The sequence below is a fragment of the Serratia sp. SCBI genome, assembly GCF_000747565.1.
GTDB lineage: Bacteria > Pseudomonadota > Gammaproteobacteria > Enterobacterales > Enterobacteriaceae > Serratia > Serratia ureilytica.
Map to the genome: position 1 here is coordinate 4,255,460 of NZ_CP003424.1, position 21,941 is coordinate 4,277,400.

General features: G+C 59.8%; 22 protein-coding genes. 13 read left to right on the forward strand and 9 right to left on the reverse strand.

Annotated features, from left to right (window positions below):
- The first annotated feature begins 138 nt into the window (after positions 1-138).
- From thpR to folK, 6 genes are all read left to right on the forward strand, one after another.
- A complete protein-coding gene (thpR, locus tag SERRSCBI_RS19885; RefSeq protein ID WP_042785353.1) occupies positions 139-681 on the forward strand; it encodes an RNA 2',3'-cyclic phosphodiesterase in 543 nt (180 codons plus the stop codon).
- Complete coding sequence (gene sfsA, locus SERRSCBI_RS19890) at positions 678-1,385, forward strand: DNA/RNA nuclease SfsA (RefSeq protein WP_004937572.1); 708 nt, start codon at positions 678-680, stop codon at positions 1,383-1,385. The genes thpR and sfsA overlap by 4 nt, the downstream gene beginning before the upstream one ends.
- 183 nt (positions 1,386-1,568) lie before the next feature.
- Positions 1,569-2,024: an RNA polymerase-binding protein DksA gene (gene dksA / locus SERRSCBI_RS19895; protein WP_004937569.1), complete on the forward strand. Its 456-nt coding sequence runs from the start codon at positions 1,569-1,571 to the stop codon at positions 2,022-2,024.
- A gap of 195 nt (positions 2,025-2,219) precedes the next feature.
- Complete coding sequence (gene gluQRS, locus SERRSCBI_RS19900) at positions 2,220-3,131, forward strand: tRNA glutamyl-Q(34) synthetase GluQRS (protein ID WP_033644703.1); 912 nt, start codon at positions 2,220-2,222, stop codon at positions 3,129-3,131.
- Positions 3,132-3,192: 61 nt separating this feature from the next.
- Complete coding sequence (gene pcnB, locus SERRSCBI_RS19905) at positions 3,193-4,740, forward strand: polynucleotide adenylyltransferase PcnB (protein WP_071883579.1); 1,548 nt, start codon at positions 3,193-3,195, stop codon at positions 4,738-4,740.
- Positions 4,740-5,240 carry a 2-amino-4-hydroxy-6-hydroxymethyldihydropteridine diphosphokinase gene (folK, locus tag SERRSCBI_RS19910; protein ID WP_004937558.1) on the forward strand — a complete coding sequence of 167 codons (501 nt, stop codon included), beginning with the start codon at positions 4,740-4,742 and terminating at the stop codon, positions 5,238-5,240. Before pcnB ends, folK begins: the two co-directional genes overlap by 1 nt.
- Before the next feature lie 5 nt (positions 5,241-5,245).
- On the opposite strand, the gene qseC is transcribed toward folK, so the two are convergent.
- Both qseC and qseB read right to left on the reverse strand, forming a co-directional pair.
- A complete protein-coding gene (gene qseC, locus SERRSCBI_RS19915) occupies positions 5,246-6,604 on the reverse strand; it encodes a quorum sensing histidine kinase QseC (RefSeq protein WP_042785354.1) in 1,359 nt (452 codons plus the stop codon).
- Complete coding sequence (qseB, locus tag SERRSCBI_RS19920) at positions 6,601-7,263, reverse strand: quorum sensing response regulator transcription factor QseB (protein ID WP_033651337.1); 663 nt, start codon at positions 7,261-7,263, stop codon at positions 6,601-6,603. The genes qseC and qseB overlap by 4 nt, the downstream gene beginning before the upstream one ends.
- 166 nt (positions 7,264-7,429) lie before the next feature.
- On the opposite strand from qseB, the gene panB reads away from it, so the two are divergent.
- From panB to panD, 3 genes are all read left to right on the forward strand, one after another.
- The gene (panB, locus tag SERRSCBI_RS19925) at positions 7,430-8,224 is read left to right on the forward strand and encodes a 3-methyl-2-oxobutanoate hydroxymethyltransferase (RefSeq protein WP_042785355.1); all 795 of its coding nucleotides are present in this window, start codon (positions 7,430-7,432) and stop codon (positions 8,222-8,224) included.
- A 23-nt stretch (positions 8,225-8,247) separates the two neighbouring features.
- On the forward strand, positions 8,248-9,102 hold the full coding sequence (panC, locus tag SERRSCBI_RS19930; protein ID WP_033651336.1) for a pantoate--beta-alanine ligase: 855 nt from the start codon (positions 8,248-8,250) through the stop codon (positions 9,100-9,102).
- 145 nt (positions 9,103-9,247) lie between these two features.
- On the forward strand, positions 9,248-9,628 hold the full coding sequence (gene panD, locus SERRSCBI_RS19935; RefSeq protein WP_004937544.1) for an aspartate 1-decarboxylase: 381 nt from the start codon (positions 9,248-9,250) through the stop codon (positions 9,626-9,628).
- Between the two features lie 36 nt (positions 9,629-9,664).
- On the opposite strand, the gene SERRSCBI_RS19940 is transcribed toward panD, so the two are convergent.
- The 3 genes from SERRSCBI_RS19940 to SERRSCBI_RS19950 form a co-directional block, all read right to left on the reverse strand.
- Entirely contained in the window at positions 9,665-10,942 is a 1,278-nt protein-coding gene (locus SERRSCBI_RS19940; protein WP_033644697.1) for a polysaccharide deacetylase family protein, read from the reverse strand.
- Between the two features lie 177 nt (positions 10,943-11,119).
- Positions 11,120-11,890 (reverse strand): ABC transporter permease, encoded by a 771-nt coding sequence (locus SERRSCBI_RS19945; RefSeq protein WP_033644696.1) that lies wholly within the window; start codon positions 11,888-11,890, stop codon positions 11,120-11,122.
- Positions 11,887-12,810 carry an ABC transporter ATP-binding protein gene (locus tag SERRSCBI_RS19950; protein ID WP_033644695.1) on the reverse strand — a complete coding sequence of 308 codons (924 nt, stop codon included), beginning with the start codon at positions 12,808-12,810 and terminating at the stop codon, positions 11,887-11,889. The genes SERRSCBI_RS19945 and SERRSCBI_RS19950 overlap by 4 nt, the downstream gene beginning before the upstream one ends.
- Positions 12,811-13,009: 199 nt before the next feature.
- Between SERRSCBI_RS19950 and can the strand changes: the two genes are divergently transcribed.
- On the forward strand, positions 13,010-13,666 hold the full coding sequence (gene can, locus SERRSCBI_RS19955) for a carbonate dehydratase (RefSeq protein ID WP_015379031.1): 657 nt from the start codon (positions 13,010-13,012) through the stop codon (positions 13,664-13,666).
- Positions 13,667-13,703: 37 nt separating this feature from the next.
- Here the strand turns inward: can and hpt are convergent, their stop codons facing one another.
- Positions 13,704-14,240, reverse strand: a complete 537-nt coding sequence (hpt, locus tag SERRSCBI_RS19960; protein ID WP_048234659.1) for a hypoxanthine phosphoribosyltransferase — start codon at positions 14,238-14,240, stop codon at positions 13,704-13,706.
- A 98-nt stretch (positions 14,241-14,338) separates the two neighbouring features.
- The gene (gene cueO / locus SERRSCBI_RS19965) at positions 14,339-16,015 is read right to left on the reverse strand and encodes a multicopper oxidase CueO (RefSeq protein WP_042785357.1); all 1,677 of its coding nucleotides are present in this window, start codon (positions 16,013-16,015) and stop codon (positions 14,339-14,341) included.
- A gap of 219 nt (positions 16,016-16,234) precedes the next feature.
- Here cueO and SERRSCBI_RS19970 point away from each other — a divergent pair, with 219 nt between their 5' ends.
- From SERRSCBI_RS19970 to speD, 3 genes are all read left to right on the forward strand, one after another.
- The gene (locus SERRSCBI_RS19970; RefSeq protein WP_033644927.1) at positions 16,235-16,582 is read left to right on the forward strand and encodes a YacC family pilotin-like protein; all 348 of its coding nucleotides are present in this window, start codon (positions 16,235-16,237) and stop codon (positions 16,580-16,582) included.
- Positions 16,583-16,704: 122 nt separating this feature from the next.
- Positions 16,705-17,568, forward strand: coding sequence for a polyamine aminopropyltransferase (gene speE / locus SERRSCBI_RS19975; RefSeq protein WP_016930071.1), 864 nt, complete (start codon positions 16,705-16,707; stop codon positions 17,566-17,568).
- Positions 17,569-17,595: 27 nt separating this feature from the next.
- A complete protein-coding gene (gene speD / locus SERRSCBI_RS19980; RefSeq protein WP_004937510.1) occupies positions 17,596-18,390 on the forward strand; it encodes an adenosylmethionine decarboxylase in 795 nt (264 codons plus the stop codon).
- Positions 18,391-18,422: 32 nt separating this feature from the next.
- Here speD and yacL read toward each other — a convergent pair whose 3' ends face one another.
- A complete protein-coding gene (gene yacL, locus SERRSCBI_RS19985) occupies positions 18,423-18,785 on the reverse strand; it encodes a protein YacL (RefSeq protein ID WP_004937507.1) in 363 nt (120 codons plus the stop codon).
- Between the two features lie 139 nt (positions 18,786-18,924).
- Entirely contained in the window at positions 18,925-21,522 is a 2,598-nt protein-coding gene (acnB, locus tag SERRSCBI_RS19990; RefSeq protein ID WP_033644692.1) for a bifunctional aconitate hydratase 2/2-methylisocitrate dehydratase, read from the reverse strand.
- Positions 21,523-21,941: the final 419 nt, after the last annotated feature.

Here is a 21,941-nt window from a genome sequence, read left to right on the forward strand (position 1 = left end):
TATCCCCGTAACCTTTCAAACTGTTGCGGCGTTAGCTATAGTACGGAGCTCATTCGTGCGCCGCGCCCCTCGCGGGGCCGCTGCCAGTAACGTTTACCGCTGTTCCCGACCGTATTGTCATGCATTTGCCGAGCCCTTATGTCCAATTCGCGCCGCCTGTTTTTCGCCCTGTCCTTGCCTGACGCCCTGCAACAGCAGGTGGTCCGCTGGCGCGCCGAGGCGTTTGCACCGGAGGCCGGTCGGCCGGTGGCGGCGGCCAATTTGCACCTGACGCTGGCGTTTCTCGGTGAAGTCAGCGCACAGAAAGAACTGGCGCTGCGTAAGTTGGCCGGCCGTATCGCTCAACCCGGCTTCAGCATGCGGCTCGACGATCTCGGCCATTGGCCGCGCCCCGGCGTGGTCTGGCTCGGCACCCGCCGCGCGCCGCGCGGGTTGCTGCAGCTGGCCGAGCTGCTGCGTTCGCAGGCCGCACGCAGCGGCTGCCATCAAAGCGCGCTGCCGTTCCATCCGCACATCACGCTGCTGCGCGCCGCCACCCAGCCGGTGGCGATCCCGCCGGCGACGCCGGGCTGGGCGTTCAGCGCCGACGCCTTTTCCTTGTATGAATCGGTGTTCGAAAACGGCCGCACCCGTTACCAACACCTTGAACAGTGGCCGCTGGCCAAGCAGGCATCCCCATGATTTTTTCTCCACCGCTGCGCTCCGCCACGCTGATCAAACGTTACAAACGCTTTCTGGCTGACGTGATCACCCCAGAAGGGGAAACCTTTACGCTGCACTGCGCCAATACCGGCGCCATGACCGGCTGCGCCACGCCCGGCGACACCGTGTGGTACTCCACCTCGGACAACCCCAAACGCAAATACGCCCACAGCTGGGAGCTGACCCATACCCAACAGGGGCACTGGATCTGCGTCAACACCCTGCGCGCCAACGCGCTGGTGCGCGAGGCGATCGAACACAATTTAATCAATGAATTATCCGGTTACAGTAAAATTAGCGGCGAAGTGAAATACGGCGGTGAAAACAGCCGTATCGATTTGTTATTACAGGCAGAAAATCGGGTTAACTGCTATATTGAAGTTAAGTCAGTCACATTACTGCAACAACAACGTGGTTACTTTCCTGATGCGGTAACGCTCAGAGGGCAAAAGCACCTGCGTGAGTTGCTCAGCGTGGTTGAAAGCGGGCAACGGGCGGTATTGTTCTTTGCCGTGTTACACAGCGGTATTGAGCAGGTCGCACCGGCACATCATATAGATGAGCGCTATGCGGCGCTGTTGGCACAGGTCCGGCAGTTGGGAGTGGAAGTGGTTTGCTATGGGGCAAAATTATCACCTGACGGTATTTATCTCTGCGATAAGCTGCCGTTTTTTATCGATTAGCGCAGCCGGGTCCCTATAAATAGACAACCGGCCAGCACGATCGCCAAATACGCCTTCCTTCACACGATTGTCAAGCGGGCGACAGGAATAATTGCCAACCTACCTTCCTTCTGTTATTTATAGCGGCCTGTTTTTCCCCCGCATTGGGGATTCGATAGTGCGTGTGTATGTAGGAGAAGCAACATGCAAGAAGGGCAAAACCGTAAAACCTCGTCCTTGAGCATTCTCGCCATCGCTGGGGTGGAGCCGTACCAAGAGAAGCCGGGCGAAGAGTACATGAACGACGCCCAGTTGTCGCATTTCAAGCGCATTCTTGAAGCGTGGCGCAACCAGCTCAGGGACGAAGTGGACCGTACTGTATCGCATATGCAAGAAGAGGCAGCCAACTTCCCTGATCCGGCCGACCGCGCTACTCAGGAAGAAGAGTTCAGCCTTGAACTGCGTAACCGTGACCGTGAACGCAAACTGATCAAAAAGATCGAGAAAACGCTGAAGAAAGTGGAAGACGATGATTTCGGCTACTGCGAATCTTGTGGCGTGGAGATCGGTATTCGTCGCCTCGAAGCGCGTCCGACCGCCGATCTGTGCATCGACTGCAAGACGCTGGCTGAGATCCGCGAAAAGCAGATGGCCGGCTAATACCGCTACTCTACATGATTGGAGCTGCATCAAGGCGGCAAGAATGCGCATGCCGATGAGCTTACTCAAGTAAGTGATTCGGGTAAGCAGGCGCAGCTAACACAGATGCAGTTTCAAGCATAACGAGTATGTTACCGCTGCGGCGTGCGCATCCGCGTGCGCCGCACAGAGAAAAGGGAACCCCTCCCCTCTGATATGCAAGAAAGTCATTATGTGGGGCGCTTTGCCCCATCGCCTTCCGGGGATCTGCATTTCGGCTCGCTGATTGCCGCTCTGGGAAGCTACCTTCAGGCTCGCGCCCAACGCGGGCAGTGGCTGGTTCGCATCGAAGATATCGACCCGCCGCGCGAAGTCCCCGGCGCCGCCGCTCGCATCCTGTCCGCGCTGGAACATTATGGTCTCCACTGGGACGGCCAGGTCATCTATCAATCCCAACGTCACGACGCCTATCGCGCCGCGCTGGATCTGTTGCAGCGCCAGGGGCTCAGCTATTACTGCACCTGCACCCGCAGCCGCATCCAGCAAATCGGCGGATTGTACGACGGCCACTGCCGCGATTTGCAGCTCGGCCCGCAGGGCGCCGCCATCCGCTTGCGTCAGACCGCCCCCGTTTACCGGTTCCACGATCGCCTGCAGGGAGAATTGCACGCCGATCCGGCGCTGGCGGGAGAAGACTTTATCATTCGCCGCCGCGACGGGCTGTTCGCTTACAACCTGGCGGTGGTGATCGACGACCATTTTCAGGGCGTGACCGAGATTGTCCGCGGCGCCGATCTGATCGAACCGACGGTGCGCCAAATTGCCCTTTACCGCCAGCTGCAGGCGCCGGTGCCCGCCTATGTGCATCTGCCGCTGGCGCTGGGTGCCAACGGCATCAAACTGTCGAAGCAAAACCATGCGCCGGCGTTGCCCGCTGGCGATCCGCGACCGGTGCTGATCGCCGCGCTGAAATTTCTGCGCCAACCGCTGCCGGAAAGCTGGCAAGATCTTGACCTGCCATTATTATTGAGCTGGGCGATCGAACACTGGCGGTTGGAAAACGTGCCGCGTCAGGAGGCTATCCCTCTGGATGAAAACACGCCGGCATTCTCAAAGGAGCCATGGTGAGCTATGATTAGCCGCTATTTTTTGTTAGCTCCATTTTTATCAGTCACTATCGAGGTGTACCATTTTTACCCGAGTAGCCAACTTCTGTCGTAAGGTACTGACCCGCGATGACAAGCTGCCCCGCGACGACGCGGCGGCCGGCGATAAAAACGTAGTCCGCGAAGAGCGTGCCGCGGCGCCAAGCCGCCCTGCGCCGCAGCCGCGCGCCGCCGATAACGGCAGCAACGCCCCTGCCCGCCGCTCAACGCCGCGCAAGCGTCCGCCTTTCCCCCTCGCCGAGAGCAACGACTCGATGACCGTGATCCCGCGCGAACAACACTCGATTTCGCGCAAAGACATCAGCGAGAATGCGCTGAAAGTGCTTTATCGCCTGAACAAGTCAGGCTACGAGGCTTATCTGGTCGGCGGCGGGGTGCGCGATCTGTTGCTCGGCAAAAAGCCGAAAGACTTCGACATCACCACCAACGCCACGCCGGAGCAAGTGCGCAAGCTGTTCCGCAACTGCCGCCTGGTCGGCCGCCGCTTCCGTCTGGCGCACGTGATGTTCGGGCCGGAGATCATCGAAGTGGCCACCTTCCGCGGTCACCACGAACAGAATCAGGAATCCGACAAGAATTCCTCCCAGCAGGCGCAAAACGGCATGCTGCTGCGCGACAACATCTTCGGTTCGATCGAGGAAGACGCCCAGCGCCGTGATTTCACCATCAACAGCCTGTACTACGGCGTGGCGGATTTCACCCTGCGCGATTACGTCGGCGGCCTGAACGATCTGAAACAAGGCGTGATCCGCCTGATCGGCGATCCGGAAACCCGTTACCGCGAAGATCCGGTGCGCATGCTGCGCGCGGTGCGCTTCGCCGCCAAGCTGGATATGCGCATCAGTGAAGAGACCGCCGAGCCGATCCCGCGTCTGGCTTCTCTGCTGCATGAGATCCCACCGGCGCGCCTGTTCGAAGAATCCCTCAAGCTGCTGCAGGCGGGTTACGGTTTCCAGACCTATCTGAAGCTGTGCGAATATCAGCTGTTCCAACCGCTGTTCCCGCTGATCGCCCGCAACTTCACGCCGAACCACGATACGCCGATGGAGCGCATTCTGGTGCAGGTGCTGAAGAACACCGATCATCGCCTGCAGAATGACATGCGCGTCAACCCGGCCTTCCTGTTTGCCGCCATGCTGTGGTACCCGCTGCTGGAGCACGCGCAGAAACTGGCGCAGGAAAGCGGCCTGGCGTACTACGACGCCTTCGCGCTGGCGATGAACGATGTGCTCGACGAGCAGTGCCGCTCGCTGGCGATCCCGAAACGCATTACCACGCTGGTGCGCGATATCTGGCAGCTGCAGCTGCGCCTGTCTCGTCGTCAGGGCAAACGCGCGCACAAACTGATGGAACATCCGAAATTCCGCGCCGCCTATGATTTGCTGGCGCTGCGTGCGGAAGTGGAAGACAATCAGGAGATGCTGCGTCTGGCCGAGTGGTGGGGTGAGTTCCAGGACGCCACGCCGGCGCGGCAGAAAGCCATGTTGAGCACCCTGGGTGACGATCCGGCGCCGCGTCGCGCGCGTCAACGCCGTCCTCGTCGCCGGGCACCGCGTAAAGAAGGGGCATAATGATCCGCGTTTATATCGCGCTGGGCAGCAACCTGGCGCAGCCGCTGCAACAGGTTAACGCCGCGCTGGAGGCGCTGGAGCATCTCCCGCGCACCCGGCTGGTCACCTGTTCTTCGTTTTACCGCACCAAGCCGCTGGGGCCGCAAAACCAGCCGGACTTTCTCAACGCGGTGGTGGCGCTGGATACCCTGTTGCCGCCCGAACAGCTGCTCGACCATACCCAGGCGATAGAACGCAATCAGGGGCGCGTGCGCAAGGATGAACGCTGGGGGCCGCGCACGCTCGATTTAGACATCATGCTGTACGGCGACAAGGTGATCCATACCGATCGCCTGACCGTACCGCATTATGGCCTGAAAGAGCGCGAATTCATGCTCTACCCGCTGGCGGAAATCGCCCCCGATCTGATTTTCCCCGATGGCGAACCGCTCGCCAGCTGCCTCAAGCGCGTGCCGGAAAACGGCATGGCGCTGTGGCACTCGCCAAAACCGAAATCCTGACCCGCCTACAGCGCCAGCCGCGCGACGAACCCGCCTGTCGGGCGATTGGCGAAACTGACCTGTAAACCATGCAAGCCGGCGATACGCTGCACGATCGATAACCCCAGCCCGCTGCCGGTTTGCTCCTGTCCCGGCGGGCGATAGAAGCGTTCCCCCAACCGCGCCAGATGCTCTGTCGTCACCCCCGGCCCCTCATCCTCTACCGTCAGCGAGCGCTCGCTCAACGTCACGGTGACCGCGCCGCCCTGCGGGGTGTAACGCACCGCGTTGTCCAGCAAGTTGCGCAATAACAGTGACAGCAGCAAGGTCTGCCCCTGACGCACCGGCGGCGTTCCCTGCTGTTCATAACGCAGCGTCACGCCCGCCGCATGAGCCAGCCGATCCTGTTCCGCCAGGGTCATCATCACCAGTTCGTTCCAGTCAATGGGCGCCAGCTCGGCCAGATCCGACAGCGAATCCAGCCGCGACAGCGTCAACAGCTGATCCACCAGCCGGGTGGCGCGATCGATGCCGACCGTCAGATTGTCCAGCGCGTGCTCGCGCATCGGCGCATCGTCCCCCGCCAACTGCACCACTTCGGTCTGCACCCGCAATGCCGCCAGCGGGCTGCGCAATTCGTGCGCGGCATCGGAGGTGAAACGCCGCTCCCGCACCAGCAGCGCATTGATGCGGGCGAACAGCGCGTTGAGCGCATCCACCAGCGGGCGCACCTCGGTTGGCACCTGGCGCGCATCCAGCGGCGTGGCGTCATCGGGCGCGCGCCGGCGCAAACCGGCGGCTACCGCACGCAGCGGCCGCAGCTCGCGCCCAACCATCAGCGCGATCAGCAGCATCAGCACCGGCAGCGTCGCCAGCCAGGGCACCAGCTGGCCAGTCACCATGCCCAGCGCCATATCGCGCCGGTAATCCCACTCCTGGCCGACCACGATGCGGTAGCGCCCGTCGGGGCTGGTCAACCATACCAGGCGCCAACTGTCGTCATCGCCTTTGCGTTCGCCGTCGGTAAAACCTTCACGCTCCCCGTCAAACAGGAAGTCGGCACCGTTCTCGCCGTCGTTGAGCAGCATCTTGCCTTGGCGATCGAAGATGGCGAACGCCAGCGCGTCATCATCTTGCTCGCCCCGTTTGCCATGATGCACCAGCTTCTTGGTTTTCGGCAGGCTGCGCGCGCTTTCATCGGCCAGCAGATCGCCGAGGTTAGCGGTCGCCAGCCGCTTGGCGAACAGCATCTGCTGGGTGTCGAACACTTCGTTGATGGTATTGCGCGACATCACCCAAGCCACCACGCTGGCAGTGCACCAGGTCAGCAGCGCCAGCAGGCTGAAAATCAGGATCAGACGCAGCCGCAGGCTGAGGCGCTTCACGGGGCATCCCCCAGCGTATAGCCCACGCCGTGGATAGTACGGATGAAGCCGTTGCCCAGCTTGCGCCGCAGGTGGTGAATATGCACCTCCACCGCGTTGCTGCTCACCTCGTCGTCCCAGTTGTACAGCTTCTCCTGGATCAACGGCCGCGCCAACACGCGCCCTTTGTTGTGCAGAAACAGCTCCAGCACCGCCAATTCGCGCGGCGTCAGCGTCACCGGTTCGCCGTTGCAGCTCACGCTGCGGGTGGCGCTGTCGAACACCACGTTGCCGTGCGTCAGCTGTGGCATCAGTTGGCCGTGACGACGGCGGATCAGCGCCTGCAGGCGCGCCGCCACTTCGGCCAGCGCGAACGGTTTGCACAGATAGTCGTCGGCGCCGCTTTGCAACCCGCTGACCCGTTGCTCCAACGCATCGCGGGCGGTAAGGATCAGCACCGGCACATCCTGCCCGGCCTGGCGCCACTGGCGCAGGAGATCCAGTCCATCGAGGCCCGGCAGGCTGAGATCGAGGATCACCGCGTCATACGGCGCGCTGCCCAGGGCGTTTTTACCAACCGCGCCGTCGGTGAACCAGTCCAGATTGAAGCCGAGTTTGGTCAGCCCGGCCTTGATGCCGTCCCCGATCAGTTTGTCATCTTCGATCAGCAGAATTCGCATGAGTATCCCTTTTGAGTCATGACGCCATTGCACCACAAGGTTCTTAAGAACCGCTTAAGCATGGCGATCCGCGCTACCCACCCCGATAGGGTTACAGTAGAATGGCTGCACTTTTTTGCAGCCTGGGCCTGCGTAAGCCGCACGGCCCGTTTCAGGAGACGTTGTGATGAAACCCACCACCGTGACCCATTTGCGCCAGTGGAAACAGGAGCAACGCAAGTTTGCTACCCTTACCGCCTACGATGCCAGCTTTGCCAAGCTGTTTGAAGAGCAAGGCATTAAAGTCCTGTTGGTGGGCGATTCGCTGGGCATGACGCTGCAGGGCCACGACTCCACGCTGCCGGTCACCGTCGCCGACGTCGCCTATCACACGCGCGCCGTGCGCCGCGGCGCGCCGGCCTGCCTGTTGCTGGCCGATTTGCCGTTCATGAGTTACGCCACCCCGGAACAGACCTTCGCCAACGCCGCCGAGCTGATGCGCGCCGGCGCCAACATGGTGAAACTGGAAGGCGGCAGCTGGCTGTGCGACACGGTGAAAATGCTCGCCGAACGCGCGGTGCCGGTATGCGGCCACCTGGGGCTGACGCCGCAGTCGGTCAACGTGTTCGGCGGTTATAAGGTGCAAGGGCGCGACGAACTGGCCGCCAAACAGCTGCTGCAGGACGCGCGGAATCTGGAGCTGGCCGGCATTCAGCTGCTGGTGCTGGAGTGCGTGCCGACCGAGCTGGCACGCCAGATCACCGAAGCGCTCTCCATTCCGGTCATCGGCATCGGCGCCGGCAACGGCACCGACGGCCAAATCCTGGTGATGCACGACGCCTTCGGCATCACCGGCGGCCACACGCCAAAATTCGCCAAGAACTTCCTGGCGCAAAGCGGCGATATCCGCACGGCGGTGCAACACTACATTCAGGAAGTGGAGCAAGGCCTCTATCCGGCGGCTGAACACTCTTTTAACTAAGCGATGGTTCCAGGAGTCACCCAATGATTATTATCGAAACCCTGCCGCTGCTGCGTCAGCAGATCCGCCGCTGGCGCCAGGAAGGCAAGCGCATCGCACTGGTGCCGACCATGGGCAACCTGCACGACGGCCATATGACGCTGGTCGATGAAGCGCGCGCCCGCGCCGACGTGGTGGTGGTGAGCGTCTTCGTCAACCCGATGCAGTTCGATCGCCCGGACGATCTGGCGCGCTACCCGCGCACGCTGCAGGAAGACAGCGAGAAGCTGACCCGCCGCGGCGTCGATCTGGTGTTCGCGCCGGCCCCGGCCGCGGTCTATCCGCACGGGCTGGAGCAGCAAACCTATGTCGACGTGCCGGGCATCTCCACCATTCTGGAAGGCGCAAGCCGGCCGGGCCACTTCCGCGGCGTTTCCACCATCGTCAGCAAGCTGTTCAACCTGGTGCAGCCTGATTTGGCCTGTTTCGGCGAGAAGGACTACCAGCAATTGGCGCTGATCCGCAAAATGGTGGCGGACATGGGTTACGACATCGACATCGTCGGCGTGCCGACCGTGCGCGCCAAAGACGGCCTGGCCCTCAGTTCACGCAACGGTTACCTGACCGCCGAAGAGCGCAAGGTTGCGCCGCAGCTGAGCAAAATCATGAACGCGCTGGCGCAGCAGCTGGCCAATGGCGAGCGCCATGTCGAAACGCTGTTGGAACAGACCGCCGAGCAACTGCGCGCCGCCGGCTTTACGCCGGATGAGCTGTTTATTCGCGATGCCGACAGCCTGCAGCCGCTGACGGTGGACAGCCAACGGGCGGTGGTGCTGATGGCCGCCTGGCTGGGCAAAGCGCGGCTTATCGACAACCAGCAGGTTGACCTGACGCTGTAAGTCATTTTTTATACTGTCGTCATCCTGCCGCCCTGACCATAGGTAGACAATGGCGGAACGATCGGTGACGATAGAGATTGCAGGGATGCAGGAGAGATGTTCAACCCCAACGCCTGTGAAGGCCGATATTCAGTTAGGTAAAGCTATGATACGTACTATGCTGCAAGGCAAGCTGCATCGCGTCAAAGTCACTCAGGCTGACTTGCACTATGAAGGATCCTGCGCCATCGATCAGGACTTCCTGGAAGCGGCCGGCATTCTGGAATATGAAGCGATCGATATCTACAACGTGGATAACGGCCAGCGCTTCTCCACCTACGCCATCGCCGCCGAGCGCGGTTCGCGCATCATTTCGGTCAACGGCGCCGCCGCGCGCTGCGCCTGCGTGGGCGACAAACTGATCATCTGCTCCTATGTGCAAATGACCGACGCCGACGCCCGCCAACATCACCCGAAGGTCGCCTATTTCGAGGGTGACAACAACCTGCAGCGCAAGGCGAAAGCCGTGCCGGTTCAGGTCGCCTGACGGTAAAACGGGCGCCTCGCGCGCCCGTTCTTTTCCTTACTGCACCACCGTGCCCGGCTTGTTGGCTATCCGATCCGCCATGGTCTGGATCGAGTCGGTGCGCAGAATATACAGCCGCTTCAACGTATAGGGATTATCCCCCGGCTTCACCTTGCCCTGCACCGTGGTCACCGCCAGATGGAAACCGGCGTCCTGTGCCGCCTGGATAGCCCGCTGGTTATAGCCGCCGAACGGGTAGGACAGATACAGCACGTGCGGGTTGAACTGCGACAGCGCGCGGCGCGAGCGCTCAAAATCGAACTCGATATTATGCAGCGAACGGCTCAGCAAAATCGGCTGGCGATTGCCGTCGGTGCGATGCAGGAAGTGGGTGTGCGACTGCACGTCGAACACGTCCTGAATCTGCTTAAGCTCCGAGACGCTCATAAACTGCAGCGAGTCCGGGTTCCATTTCTGCGGATGACGCTTGATGCGCGAAGAGATGATGAACGCCGTTGCGCGGAAACCGTAATCCTTCAATACCGGGTAAGCGTAGCGATAAACCGATTTCAGCCCGTCGTCGAAGGTCAGCACGATCGCCTTGCCCGGCAGGTTGATCTGATTCTTCAGGTAGGCTTCCAGCTGATACAGCGAAATGGTGTCGTAGCCCGCCTGCTTGAGGTAGGTCATCTGGTTGCTGAACGCCACGTCTGAGGTGGTGGTCGAAGTATGGCGGAAGCGCTTGTTCTCTTCGTTTTTCAGCAGGTGATGGTAAGTCAGCACCGGTATGCCGTTATCGATCTCGCAGTCCAGCTCATTGACGAACCCCAGCCGATCGCCGATGTTGACCTCGTACCAGGTATTGTTCAGCCGATCCTTCAGCTTGCCGATGATCGGATAACGCAGATTGCCTTCCAGCGTGCCGAAGACCTCGCTGTCCTTGTCCGCCGCGGTGTATACGTCGATCGCCTTTTGGGTGATCAGATTCTGGTTGGTCAGCGGCTTGTTCAGCTCGCCCAGATCGTCTTGCACCTTGCGCGACTTCTTCAGCTCGCGCACGTCGTCTTTATCGATAAAGCCGGTGCCGTGCCCGAATTTGAATTCGTAGTATTCCGCATCCGCCGGGAACACCTGGATCAGTTGCCCGCGCTTCACTTCCCCTACCGGGATCACATGCTCGCCCACCAGCGAATAGACTTCGCTGTCGCGCTGCGCTTCCATGTATTCAGATTTAACCGCGCCGTCTTCCGACAGCAGATTCGCCAGGCTCACAGGGGAAACCAACGACATCAGAATGCCGAGTAACCCAGTCGCCAACTTGTATTGAGGCCGCATGATGATGTTCTGCTTACGAGTGCGTAATGACAAAAATGAAGGAAATGTGGAGCGCCAGCATAGCACGATTTGAACAGCGGGGAACTAGCGGTTATTTGAGCGATTCTATTGATTTACGCGCCGCCTGCGCCAAATCGGGAAAAGCGCCCCCGCCGGGAAAACGAGGGCGCATCAGGATCAGCTGCGCAGGCCGCGGCCGCGTTCGATCAGGTACCAGGACAGCAGGTAGAACACCGTGATAAACGCCACCAACACCGCCATGGTGAACGCCAGCGGCACGTCGTTGATGCCGAGGAAACCGTAGCGGAAACCGCTGATCATATAGACGATCGGGTTCAGCTTCGACACCGCCTGCCAGAACGGCGGCAGCAGCGACAGCGAGTAGAACACCCCGCCCAGGTAAGTGAGCGGCGTCAACACGAAGGTCGGGATCAGGCTGATGTCGTCGAAAGTGGTGGCGAACACCGCGTTGATCAGCCCCGCCAGCGAGAACAGGATCGCCGTCAGCAACAGCGTCAGCGCAATCACCCACCAGGCGTGCACCTGCAGCGGCACGAAGAACAGCGAGATGATGGTCACCAGCACGCCGACGCAGATACCGCGCGCCACGCCACCGCCGACATAGCCGGCGATCACCACGTGGGTCGGCACCGGCGCCACCAGCAGTTCCTCAATGTTGCGCTGGAATTTGGCGCTGAAGAACGACGACGCGACGTTGGCGTAGGAGTTGGTGATCACCGCCATCATGATAAGGCCGGGCACGATGAACTGCATGTAGCTGAAGCCGTGCATATCGCCGATGCGCGAACCGATCAGGTTGCCGAAGATGATGAAGTACAGCGTCATGGTGATCACCGGCGGCACCAGGGTCTGGATCCAGATGCGCGCGAAGCGGTTCACCTCTTTGGCCCAGATGCTCTGTAAGGCCACCCAATACAAACGCGTCATGCTTTCTCTCCATTACCGTTAACCAGGGTGACAAACAGCTCTTCCAGGCGGTTCGCCTTGTTGCGCATGCTCAGCACCTGCACGCCCTGCGCGCTCAGCTGGGCGAACAGGCCGTTCAGCCCCTGTTCACGCATCACCTCCACTTCCAGCGTCGAGGTATCCGTCAGGCGGCTGCGGTAACCGTCCAGCTTCGGCAGCGGGCTTTTCGCCGCCAGATCGAGGATAAAGGTTTCCGACTTGAGCTTGGCCAGCAGCCCCTTCATCGAGGTGTTTTCCACCAGCTCCCCGTTCTGGATGATGCCGATGTTGCGGCACAGCATCTCCGCCTCTTCCAAATAGTGGGTGGTGAGGATGATGGTGGTGCCCTGGGCGTTCAACTCTTTCAGGAAGCCCCACATCGAGCGGCGCAGCTCGATATCCACCCCGGCGGTCGGTTCATCGAGGATCAACAGCTTTGGTTGGTGCATCAACGCGCGGGCGATCATCAGACGGCGCTTCATGCCGCCGGACAGCATGCGAGCACGCTCGTTGCGCTTGCCCCACAGGTCCAGCTGATTGAGGTACTTTTCGGCGCGCGCCATCGCTTCACGCCGCGTGACGCCATAGTAACCCGCCTGGTTCACCACGATCTGCAATACGGTTTCAAACGGGTTGAAGTTGAACTCCTGCGGCACCAGGCCAAGCTGGCGTTTGGCGTTGACGATGTCTTTATCGATGTCGTAACCGAACACCCGCACGCTGCCGGCGGTTTTGTTCACCAGCGAGCTGATGATGCCGATGGTGGTGGACTTTCCGGCGCCGTTTGGCCCCAGCAGGGCATAAAAATCCCCCGCCTCGACGCTCAGGTCGATGCCGCGCAGCGCCTTGACGCCACCGGCGTAAGTCTTGGTCAGCTGCGCTAATTCCAGTGCATAATTCATATGTAAAATAGTACCTTATAACGATGAGTATGCCGCCGCGCCCCCTGTTTGCGAGGCTTGAAACAATAACAATAATCCTAGCATCGACGGCGTTTTAAAGGGCGTCGAATCCGTGCGGTAAATGAGGTTGCACCACAAATTGTGACGCTTACCCTATATTACCCCAACGCAATCTGTTCGTTACGGGTCAATCACCTCCATGAAAGAAATCGAAGAGCTTATCGCCAACAACCAGGCCTGGTCGGCCAATATCAGTCAGGAAGACCCGGATTTTTTTGAACGTTTAGCCCAGGCGCAAAAGCCCCGCTTCTTATGGATTGGTTGCTCTGACAGCCGCGTTCCCGCAGAACGCCTGACCGGCCTCGAGCCGGGTGAACTGTTCGTCCATCGCAACGTGGCGAACCTCGTTATCCACACCGATCTTAACTGCCTGTCGGTGGTGCAGTATGCGGTAGATGTGCTGGAGGTCGAACACATCATCATCTGCGGCCACCTGGGCTGCGGCGGCGTGCAGGCCGCGGTGGAAAACCCGGAGCTGGGGCTGATCGACAACTGGCTGCTGCACATTCGCGATCTGTGGTACAAGCACAGTTCGCTGCTGGGCGAGCTGCCGCCGGAACAGCGTTTCGACATGCTGTGCGAGATCAACGTCATTGAGCAGGTATACAACCTGGGCCACTCCACCATCATGCAATCGGCCTGGAAACGCGGCCAGAAGGTGATGATCCACGGCTGGGTGTACGGCATTCAGGACGGCCGTCTGCGCGATATGGAAGTGCTGGCGACCAGCCGCGAGAGCCTGGAGATGGGCTACCGCAAAGCGATAGCCAAACTGAAGCAGGATAAAGGCGTATAATCCCGCCGCGGGCGCGGCAGGCCGCGCCCCACATCAATTACTCGTCCAGCAGCACCACTTTGCCGACGTACGGCAGGTGACGGTAGCGCTGGGCGTAGTCGATGCCATACCCCACCACGAACTCATCCGGGATCGAGAAGCCGACGTATTCGACCGGCACCTGCACTTCACGGCGCTCAGGCTTGTCCAGCAAGGTGCAAATCGCCAGCGATTTCGGCCCACGCAGCGCCAAAATCTCGCGCACTTTGTTCAGCGTATTGCCGGAATCGATGATGTCTTCCACGATCAGCACGTCTTTGCCGCGAATGTCTTCGTCCAGATCCTTGAGGATCTTCACGTCGCGAGTGGTGGACATGCCGCTGCCGTAGCTGGAAGCCGTCATGAAGTCGACTTCATGCGGCACGTCAATCGCGCGGCACAGATCGGCCATGAACATGAAGGAGCCGCGCAGCAGCCCGACCAGCACCATGTCACTGCCGCTGTCGCGGTAATGTTCGGTGATCTGGCGGCCAAGTTCGGCGATACGGGTCTTAACTTCCTGCTCGGAAATCATTACGTCTACAGTGTGTTTCATAGTATTCAGGTCAGTTGCCGGAAGAAAGGCGCAGAGTTTAGCATAGCCTTTCGCCGGTGGCGACGCGAGCGCACCGCCACCTGAGCGACGGGCCGCGATCATTCGCCGACGGTAAAGCCCATCATCATGCCGGTATCTTCATGCTCCAGCAGGTGGCAGTGGGCCATATACGCATGTTCGCTGCTTGCCGGATGGTCGAAGCGCACCAGCACTTCGCTGCGCCAACCTTCGACGCGCACCGTGTCCTTCCAGCCGCTGCGATGCGCCGCCGGTGGTTTGCCGTTTTCCGACAGGATACGGAACTGGGTGCCGTGAATGTGGAACGGGTGCAGCATCATGTCGCCCTCGCCGGAAATGGTCCATTTTTCATACTGGCCCCGTTTGGCGGCAAACATCGGTTTGTTCATGTCGAAGGCCTTGCCGTTGATCATGTTGCCATGGCTGAAGTCGAACGGTTTGGCGTTGCCCTGCGCGCCGCCATGATCCATCCCTGCCATCTTGCCATGATCCATGCCTTTCATGCTGCTCATGTCGCCGTGGTCCATGCCCTGCATGCCGCCCTTCTCCATGCCCTTCATGTTACCGTGGTCCATACCTTTCATGTCTCCAGCGCCCGTCGCGCCATGATTCATGCTCATGCCGGCCATCGCCTGATGACCATAACGATCCATCAGCGCCTGCATGCCGAGCATATCCAGCTGCGGATCCATCATCAGCTGCAGCCAACGCTCCTGGATGCCGGCGGTGGCAGGCAATGTCGGCAGCTTCACCAGGCTGTCCGGCATGGTTTTGATGCCCTGCGCCAACGACGGCTGAATGCGCAACACCGGCAGCGGCCGATCGAATGGCGCCAGCGTCATACCCATCTGTTTCACCGGCAACGTCACGATGTCGAACGCTTTCCCGTCGGAGGCATCGACCAGCACTTCAAAGCGCTCGCCCATCAGCATCGGCAGCTCGGTCAGCTTCACCGGTTCCGCCAGGAAACCGCCGTCGCTGGCGATAACATACAGCGGACGGTTGTCACTGGCCGCCAGATTCAGCGAGCGGGCGTTGCAACCGTTGAGAAAACGCAGACGCAGCCAACCGCGCGGCGCCAGATGTTGCGGGTACTGCGCGCCGTTGGTAAACATGCGATCGCCAAACCAACCCACCGCCGCGCTCATCACGTCCAGGCGATATTCGATCTGGGCATCTTTGCCCAAGCGCTTATCCTGCAGGATCACCGGAATGTCATCCTGCCCCCAGGTTTTCGGCAGCGGCAGTTTGGCGCTTTCATCGTCTTCCAGCAGCACCAGCCCCGCCAGCCCCATCATCACCTGGCTGCCGGTTTTACCGTGGGTATGCGGGTGGAACCAGCAGGTGGCCGCCGGTTGATCGACGGTGAAATTCACCGTGCGCGTTGCGCCGGGATGGATCAACGCCTGCGGGCCGCCATCGACGTCGCCGGGGATTTCCAGGCCGTGCCAGTGGACGGTACTGGCTTCCGCCAGGCTGTTTTTGATATCGACCGTCACCGGCTGACCCCGCTGCAGCTTCACCGCTGGCCCGAGCAGCGCGCCGTTGAATCCCCAGGTTTTGGTGGCGGCGCCGGGCAACCAGCGGGTTTCCCCCGCCTGCAGCGCCAGCGCAATCTTTCCCTGCGCGTCGGGCGTTAACAACGGGGGCACCGGCAGGGCCGGCCGCTCGGCCGCTAAGGCGGCCCGGCTCCATAACGGCAATGCGCTCGCGGCGCCCAATGCAGCGGTCAATTTAATAAAATCACGGCGTAACATCGCTGACTCCCTTTTCTCAGTGACATAACTCAACGCAGCCAGCCTAAACCTTCCCCCAGGCGGAAGGTCAAGCCTTTCCTGGCGGTATTTTAAGCTATGCCTCACAATCAAGAGCGCGCCGTGGGTGAGCGCTATGGCAGCGCCCGTCAGCAATAAAATTTGGTGCCTTTACAGACAAGTGTGGTAACGTCTGCAGACGACAAACAGGCCTATTTCATGATGAAAAAAACAACGTTAACGATGCTGTTGCTGGCGATGCTGGGCTTCTCCAACGCCAGTCTGGCGCTGAATGAATCCGAGGCGGAAGATCTGGCCGATCTGACGGCGGTATTTATTTATTTGAAAAATGATTGCGGCTACAACGATTTGCCAAATGCGCAAATCAAACGCGCCATCGTCTATTTCGCACAACAAAACCGCTGGGATTTGAGCAACTACAACAGCTTTAACATGAAGGCGCTGGGCGAAGACAGCTATCGCGATCTGAGCGGCATCGCCATTCCAACGCCCAAGAAGTGCAAATCGCTGGCGCGCGACTCCCTGAGCCTGCTGGCCTACGCCAATTAATCTTTCCCTCGCCCGTCCGCCCTCCGCTCTCTCTGTCTGAAATTCAACCGTGCATCGCCAGGCAGAGTTAGCTATGATGTTGCGCCGATTTTTCATGGCTGTTATTACGGAGTTTCCCGCACATGACCCAGAAAGAAATTTGGTACGAAACGCTGCATACGGGCTTCGGCCAGTACTTTTCGGTAGAGAAGGTGCTATACCGCGAGAAGACCGATCATCAGGATCTGGTGATCTTCGAGAACCCGGTGCTGGGGCGCGTGATGGCGCTCGACGGCGTGGTGCAAACCACCGAGCGTGACGAGTTCATCTATCACGAAATGCTGACCCACGTGCCGCTGTTGGCGCACGGCCAGGCGAAGAAAGTGCTGATCATCGGCGGCGGCGACGGCGGTATGCTGCGCGAAGTCAGCCGGCATCCTGGCGTTGAGCAGATCACCATGGTCGAAATCGACGCCGGCGTCGTCGAGTTCTGCCGCCAGTACCTGCCCAACCACAGCGCCGGCGCCTATGACGATCCGCGCTTCAAGCTGGTGATTGACGACGGCGTCAACTTCGTGAATCAAACCGACGAAACGTTCGATGTGATCATCTCCGACTGCACCGATCCGATCGGCCCCGGCGAAAGCCTGTTCACCTCGGCGTTTTATGAAGGCTGCGCCCGCTGCCTGAATGAGGGCGGCATTTTCGTCGCGCAAAACGGCGTCTGTTTCCTGCAGCAGGACGAGGCGGTCAACAGCCACGCCAAACTGAGCCGCTACTTTAGCGACGTCAGCTTCTATCAGGCGGCGATCCCGACCTATTACGGCGGCATCATGACCTTCGCCTGGGCGAGCCAGAACCCGGCGCTGCGCCAGCGCGATCTGCCAACCCTGCAACAGCGCTTTAACCAAAGCGGCCTACACTGCCGTTATTACAACCCGGCAATTCACGTCGGCAGCTTTGCCCTGCCGCAATATTTGCTCAATGCCCTGAACGTAACACGTTAAGCGAGAAGATAAAGGAGGTGGCCCAAATTGCATAAGCTAAAACTGCACGGCTTCAACAACCTGACCAAGAGCCTGAGTTTTTGTATTTACGATATTTGTTACGCCAAAACCGCGGACGATCGCGATGGCTATATCGCCTACATAGACGAACAATATAACGCCAACCGGCTGACCGAGATCCTGAGCGAAACCTGCTCGATCATCGGCGCCAATATTCTGAACATCGCGCGTCAGGACTACGAGCCGCAGGGCGCCAGCGTCACCATCCTGGTCAGCGAAGAGCCGATCGATCCGAAAGACGTCGATACGTCGGAACACCCCGGTCCGCTGCCGAATACGGTCGTCGCGCACCTGGACAAGAGCCATATCTGCGTGCACACCTACCCGGAAAGCCATCCGGAAGGCGGGCTGTGCACCTTCCGCGCCGATATCGAGGTCTCGACCTGCGGCGTCATTTCGCCCCTCAAGGCGCTGAACTACTTAATTCACCAGCTGGAATCCGACATCGTCACCATGGACTATCGCGTGCGCGGTTTTACCCGCGACGTGAACGGCGTGAAACATTACATCGATCATGAGATCAATTCGATCCAGAACTTTATGTCGGAAGACATCAAGGCGCTGTACCACATGATGGACGTGAACGTTTACCAGGAAAATATCTTCCATACCAAGATGTTGCTGAAGGATTTCGATCTGAAGCACTACCTGTTTAACGCGGAGCCGGAGGCGTTGAGCGCAGCCGAACGCAAGCAGATCACCGATCTGTTATGGAAAGAGATGCAGGAAATCTATTACGGCCGCAATATTCCGCATCTGTGATGGAAAGGGCGCGGCGCGCCGCGCCCTGATGCTTAGTACTTCAGCATGAAAGAACGATAGGCCTTCAACACCAGCAGGAAATCCTCAACGCCGCAGAATGAGAGGCTTTCTTCGTCGTAGTAGTTCATCCCCTCTTCCATTTCGTCGCCCTCGAACTCCAGCTGATTGGCGCGGATCATCACTTCTTCACCATCCATCAGCAGCGTATATTCATGGCCTTCCAGCTGCCATTGGCGCTCGCTGCCTTTGACCTCGGCCGCGCCGGCTTCAATGCGGTCCAGCAGGTTGAAATCGCCTTTGACTTCTTCATTGATCCAGTGGCCAATCGCTTCATGCCCCATCGAAAATCTGACGATCACCTGACCGGTGACGTCACGCAGAAATTCGTAATCCATAGCATGCCCTCCTGAGCCCTTTTTCTTAGTGTAAACATAAATGGCGGACTAACTCAGTGAGCGCTCGCAAAGTTGGCAACTGAGCAAAATAAAACGGGAGGCCAAGGCCTCCCGTTAAACAGTTGCGCAATATAGCGGCTTACACGGCGGTTTGGAAGATCACGCCGTCGGCTTTTTCGGTGTACTGGCCCAGCTGGTCAAAGTTCAGGTAGCGGTAGGTATCCGCCGCCGTCTTATCGACCTGCGCCATATAGGTCTGGTACTCGTCCGGCGTCGGCAGGCGGCCCAGCAGGGACGCTACCGCGGCCAGTTCGGCAGACGCCAGATAGACGTTGGCGCCGGTGCCCAGACGGTTCGGGAAGTTACGGGTTGAGGTGGAAACCACCGTCGCGCCGTCCGCCACGCGCGCCTGGTTGCCCATGCACAGCGAGCAGCCCGGGATCTCGATACGCGCGCCGCTCTTGCCGAAGACGCTGTAGTAGCCTTCTTCGGTCAGCTGAGCCGCATCCATCTTGGTTGGCGGCGCCACCCACAGACGAGTCGGCAGCTGGCCCTTGTGCTGATCCAGCAGCTTGCCCGCCGCGCGGAAATGGCCGATGTTGGTCATGCAAGAACCGATGAACACTTCATCGATTTTGCTGTTGGCCACGTCGGACAGCAGGCGCGCATCGTCAGGATCGTTCGGCGCACACAGGATCGGCTCTTTGATCTCGTTCAGATCGATGTCGATCACCGCTGCGTATTCCGCATCCGCATCGCCTTCCAGCAGTTGCGGATCCGCCAGCCATTTTTCCATGCCCTGAATACGGCGCTCCAGCGTACGGCGATCGCCGTAGCCTTCGGAGATCATCCACTTCAGCAGCACGATGTTGGAGTTCAGGTACTCTTCAATCGGCGCCTTGTCCAGCTTGATGGTACAACCGGCGGCGGAACGTTCGGCGGACGCATCGGTCAGCTCAAACGCCTGCTCGACCTTCAGATCCGGCAGGCCTTCGATCTCCAGAATGCGGCCGGAGAAGATGTTTTTCTTGCCCTTCTTCTCGACGGTCAGCAGACCCTGCTGGATCGCGTAGTAAGGGATGGCGTGCACCAGATCGCGCAGGGTGATGCCCGGCTGCATTTTGCCTTTGAAGCGCACCAGCACCGACTCAGGCATATCCAGCGGCATCACGCCGGTCGCGGCGGCAAACGCCACCAGGCCGGAACCGGCCGGGAAGGAGATGCCGATCGGGAAGCGGGTGTGGGAATCGCCGCCGGTGCCGACGGTGTCAGGCAGCAGCATACGGTTCAGCCAGGAGTGGATCACGCCGTCGCCCGGGCGCAGCGAGACGCCGCCGCGGTTCATGATGAAGTCAGGCAGCGTGTGGTGCGTGGTCACGTCGACCGGTTTCGGGTACGCAGCGGTGTGGCAGAACGACTGCATGACCAGATCGGCGGAGAAGCCGAGGCAGGCCAGGTCTTTCAGCTCATCGCGGGTCATCGGGCCGGTGGTGTCCTGAGAGCCGACGGAGGTCATCTTCGGCTCGCAGTATTCGCCAGGGCGAATGCCGGCGACGCCGCAGGCGCGGCCGACCATTTTCTGCGCCAGCGAGAAGCCTTTGTTGCTGGCGGCTACCGGTTTGGCGATGCGGAACACGTCGCTGTGCGGCAGACCCAGCGCTTCGCGCGCCTTGGTGGTCAGGCCGCGGCCGATGATCAGCGGGATACGGCCGCCGGCGCGCACTTCATCCAGCAGCACGTCGGTTTTCAGCTCGAAGTTGGCGATCAGCGCGCCGGTTTCGTGGTTGCGCACTTCACCTTTGTACGGGTAAACGTCGATCACGTCGCCCATGTTCAGCTCTGACACGTCCACTTCGATCGGCAAGGCGCCGGCATCTTCCATGGTGTTGAAGAAGATAGGCGCAATCTTGCCGCCCAGCACCACGCCACCGCCGCGCTTGTTCGGCACGTGCGGGATGTCGTCGCCCATGAACCACAGCACCGAGTTGGTGGCGGATTTACGGGAGGAACCGGTGCCGACCACGTCGCCGACGTAGGCCAGCGGGAAGCCTTTCTTGTTCAGCAGCTCGATCTGTTTGATCGGGCCGACGCTGCCCGGCTGATCCGGCACGATGCCTTCACGTTCGTTTTTCAGCATCGCCAGCGCGTGCAGCGGGATATCCGGGCGCGACCAGGCGTCCGGCGCCGGGGACAGGTCATCGGTGTTGGTTTCGCCGGTCACTTTGAACACGGTGACGGTGATCTTTTCCGCCAGCTCCGGGCGCGACAGGTACCATTCGGCATCGGCCCAGGACTGCATGATCTGCTTGGCGTGCGCGTTGCCGGCTTTCGCCTTCTCTTCCACATCGTAGAAGTTGTCGAACATCAGCAGCGTGTGGGACAGCGCTTTGGCGGCGATCGGCGCCAGCTTTTCGTTGTCCAGGGCTTCGATCAGCGGATGAATGTTATAGCCGCCCTGCATGGTGCCTAACAGTTCAATGGCTTTCTCGGGGGTAACCAGGGGGGATGTCGCTTCACCTTTGGCGATGGCCGCCAGGAAACCTGCTTTGACGTAGGCGGCTTCGTCGACGCCCGGTGGAACACGGTTAATCAGCAGGTCTAACAGGAATTCTTCTTCGCCTTTTGGCGGATTCTTCAGTAGTTCGACCAGCGCGGCCATTTGGGTGGCGTCTAGCGGCTTAGGGGCGATGCCCTCAGCAGCACGCTCGGCTACGTGCTTACGGTATTCTTCTAGCACGACGTTCTCCTCGCTCTCATTGTCATTTATTGTGCCTGGCGTATATGCAAACCGGGTTTATACCCTTTGGGTTTCACTCTGTGGCTAGGCGATCGGCCCGTAAAGGCCCCGAAACGGTGATTGGGGCAAACAAGCACGGTCAAACAGCGTTACAGCATGAAAGACTGATGGGTAGAGCGCACGGCGATATTGATGCCATCTATCCTGACGGGGCACTGCTGTCGATGTCCTGGACTGTAAGGTACAGTGCCCGGTTCCGCTCAGCCAGCATATCAGGATTTGAAACGGTTGTTAATTCGTTCACATAAAAGCAACATTAAATCTTTGCTGAATCGTTGAGCGCAGCGTAATCGGCTGCCGGACAAACAGGGCATTATATCCACATAATTAAAACGGATATAAGCATGAGGATCGGAATT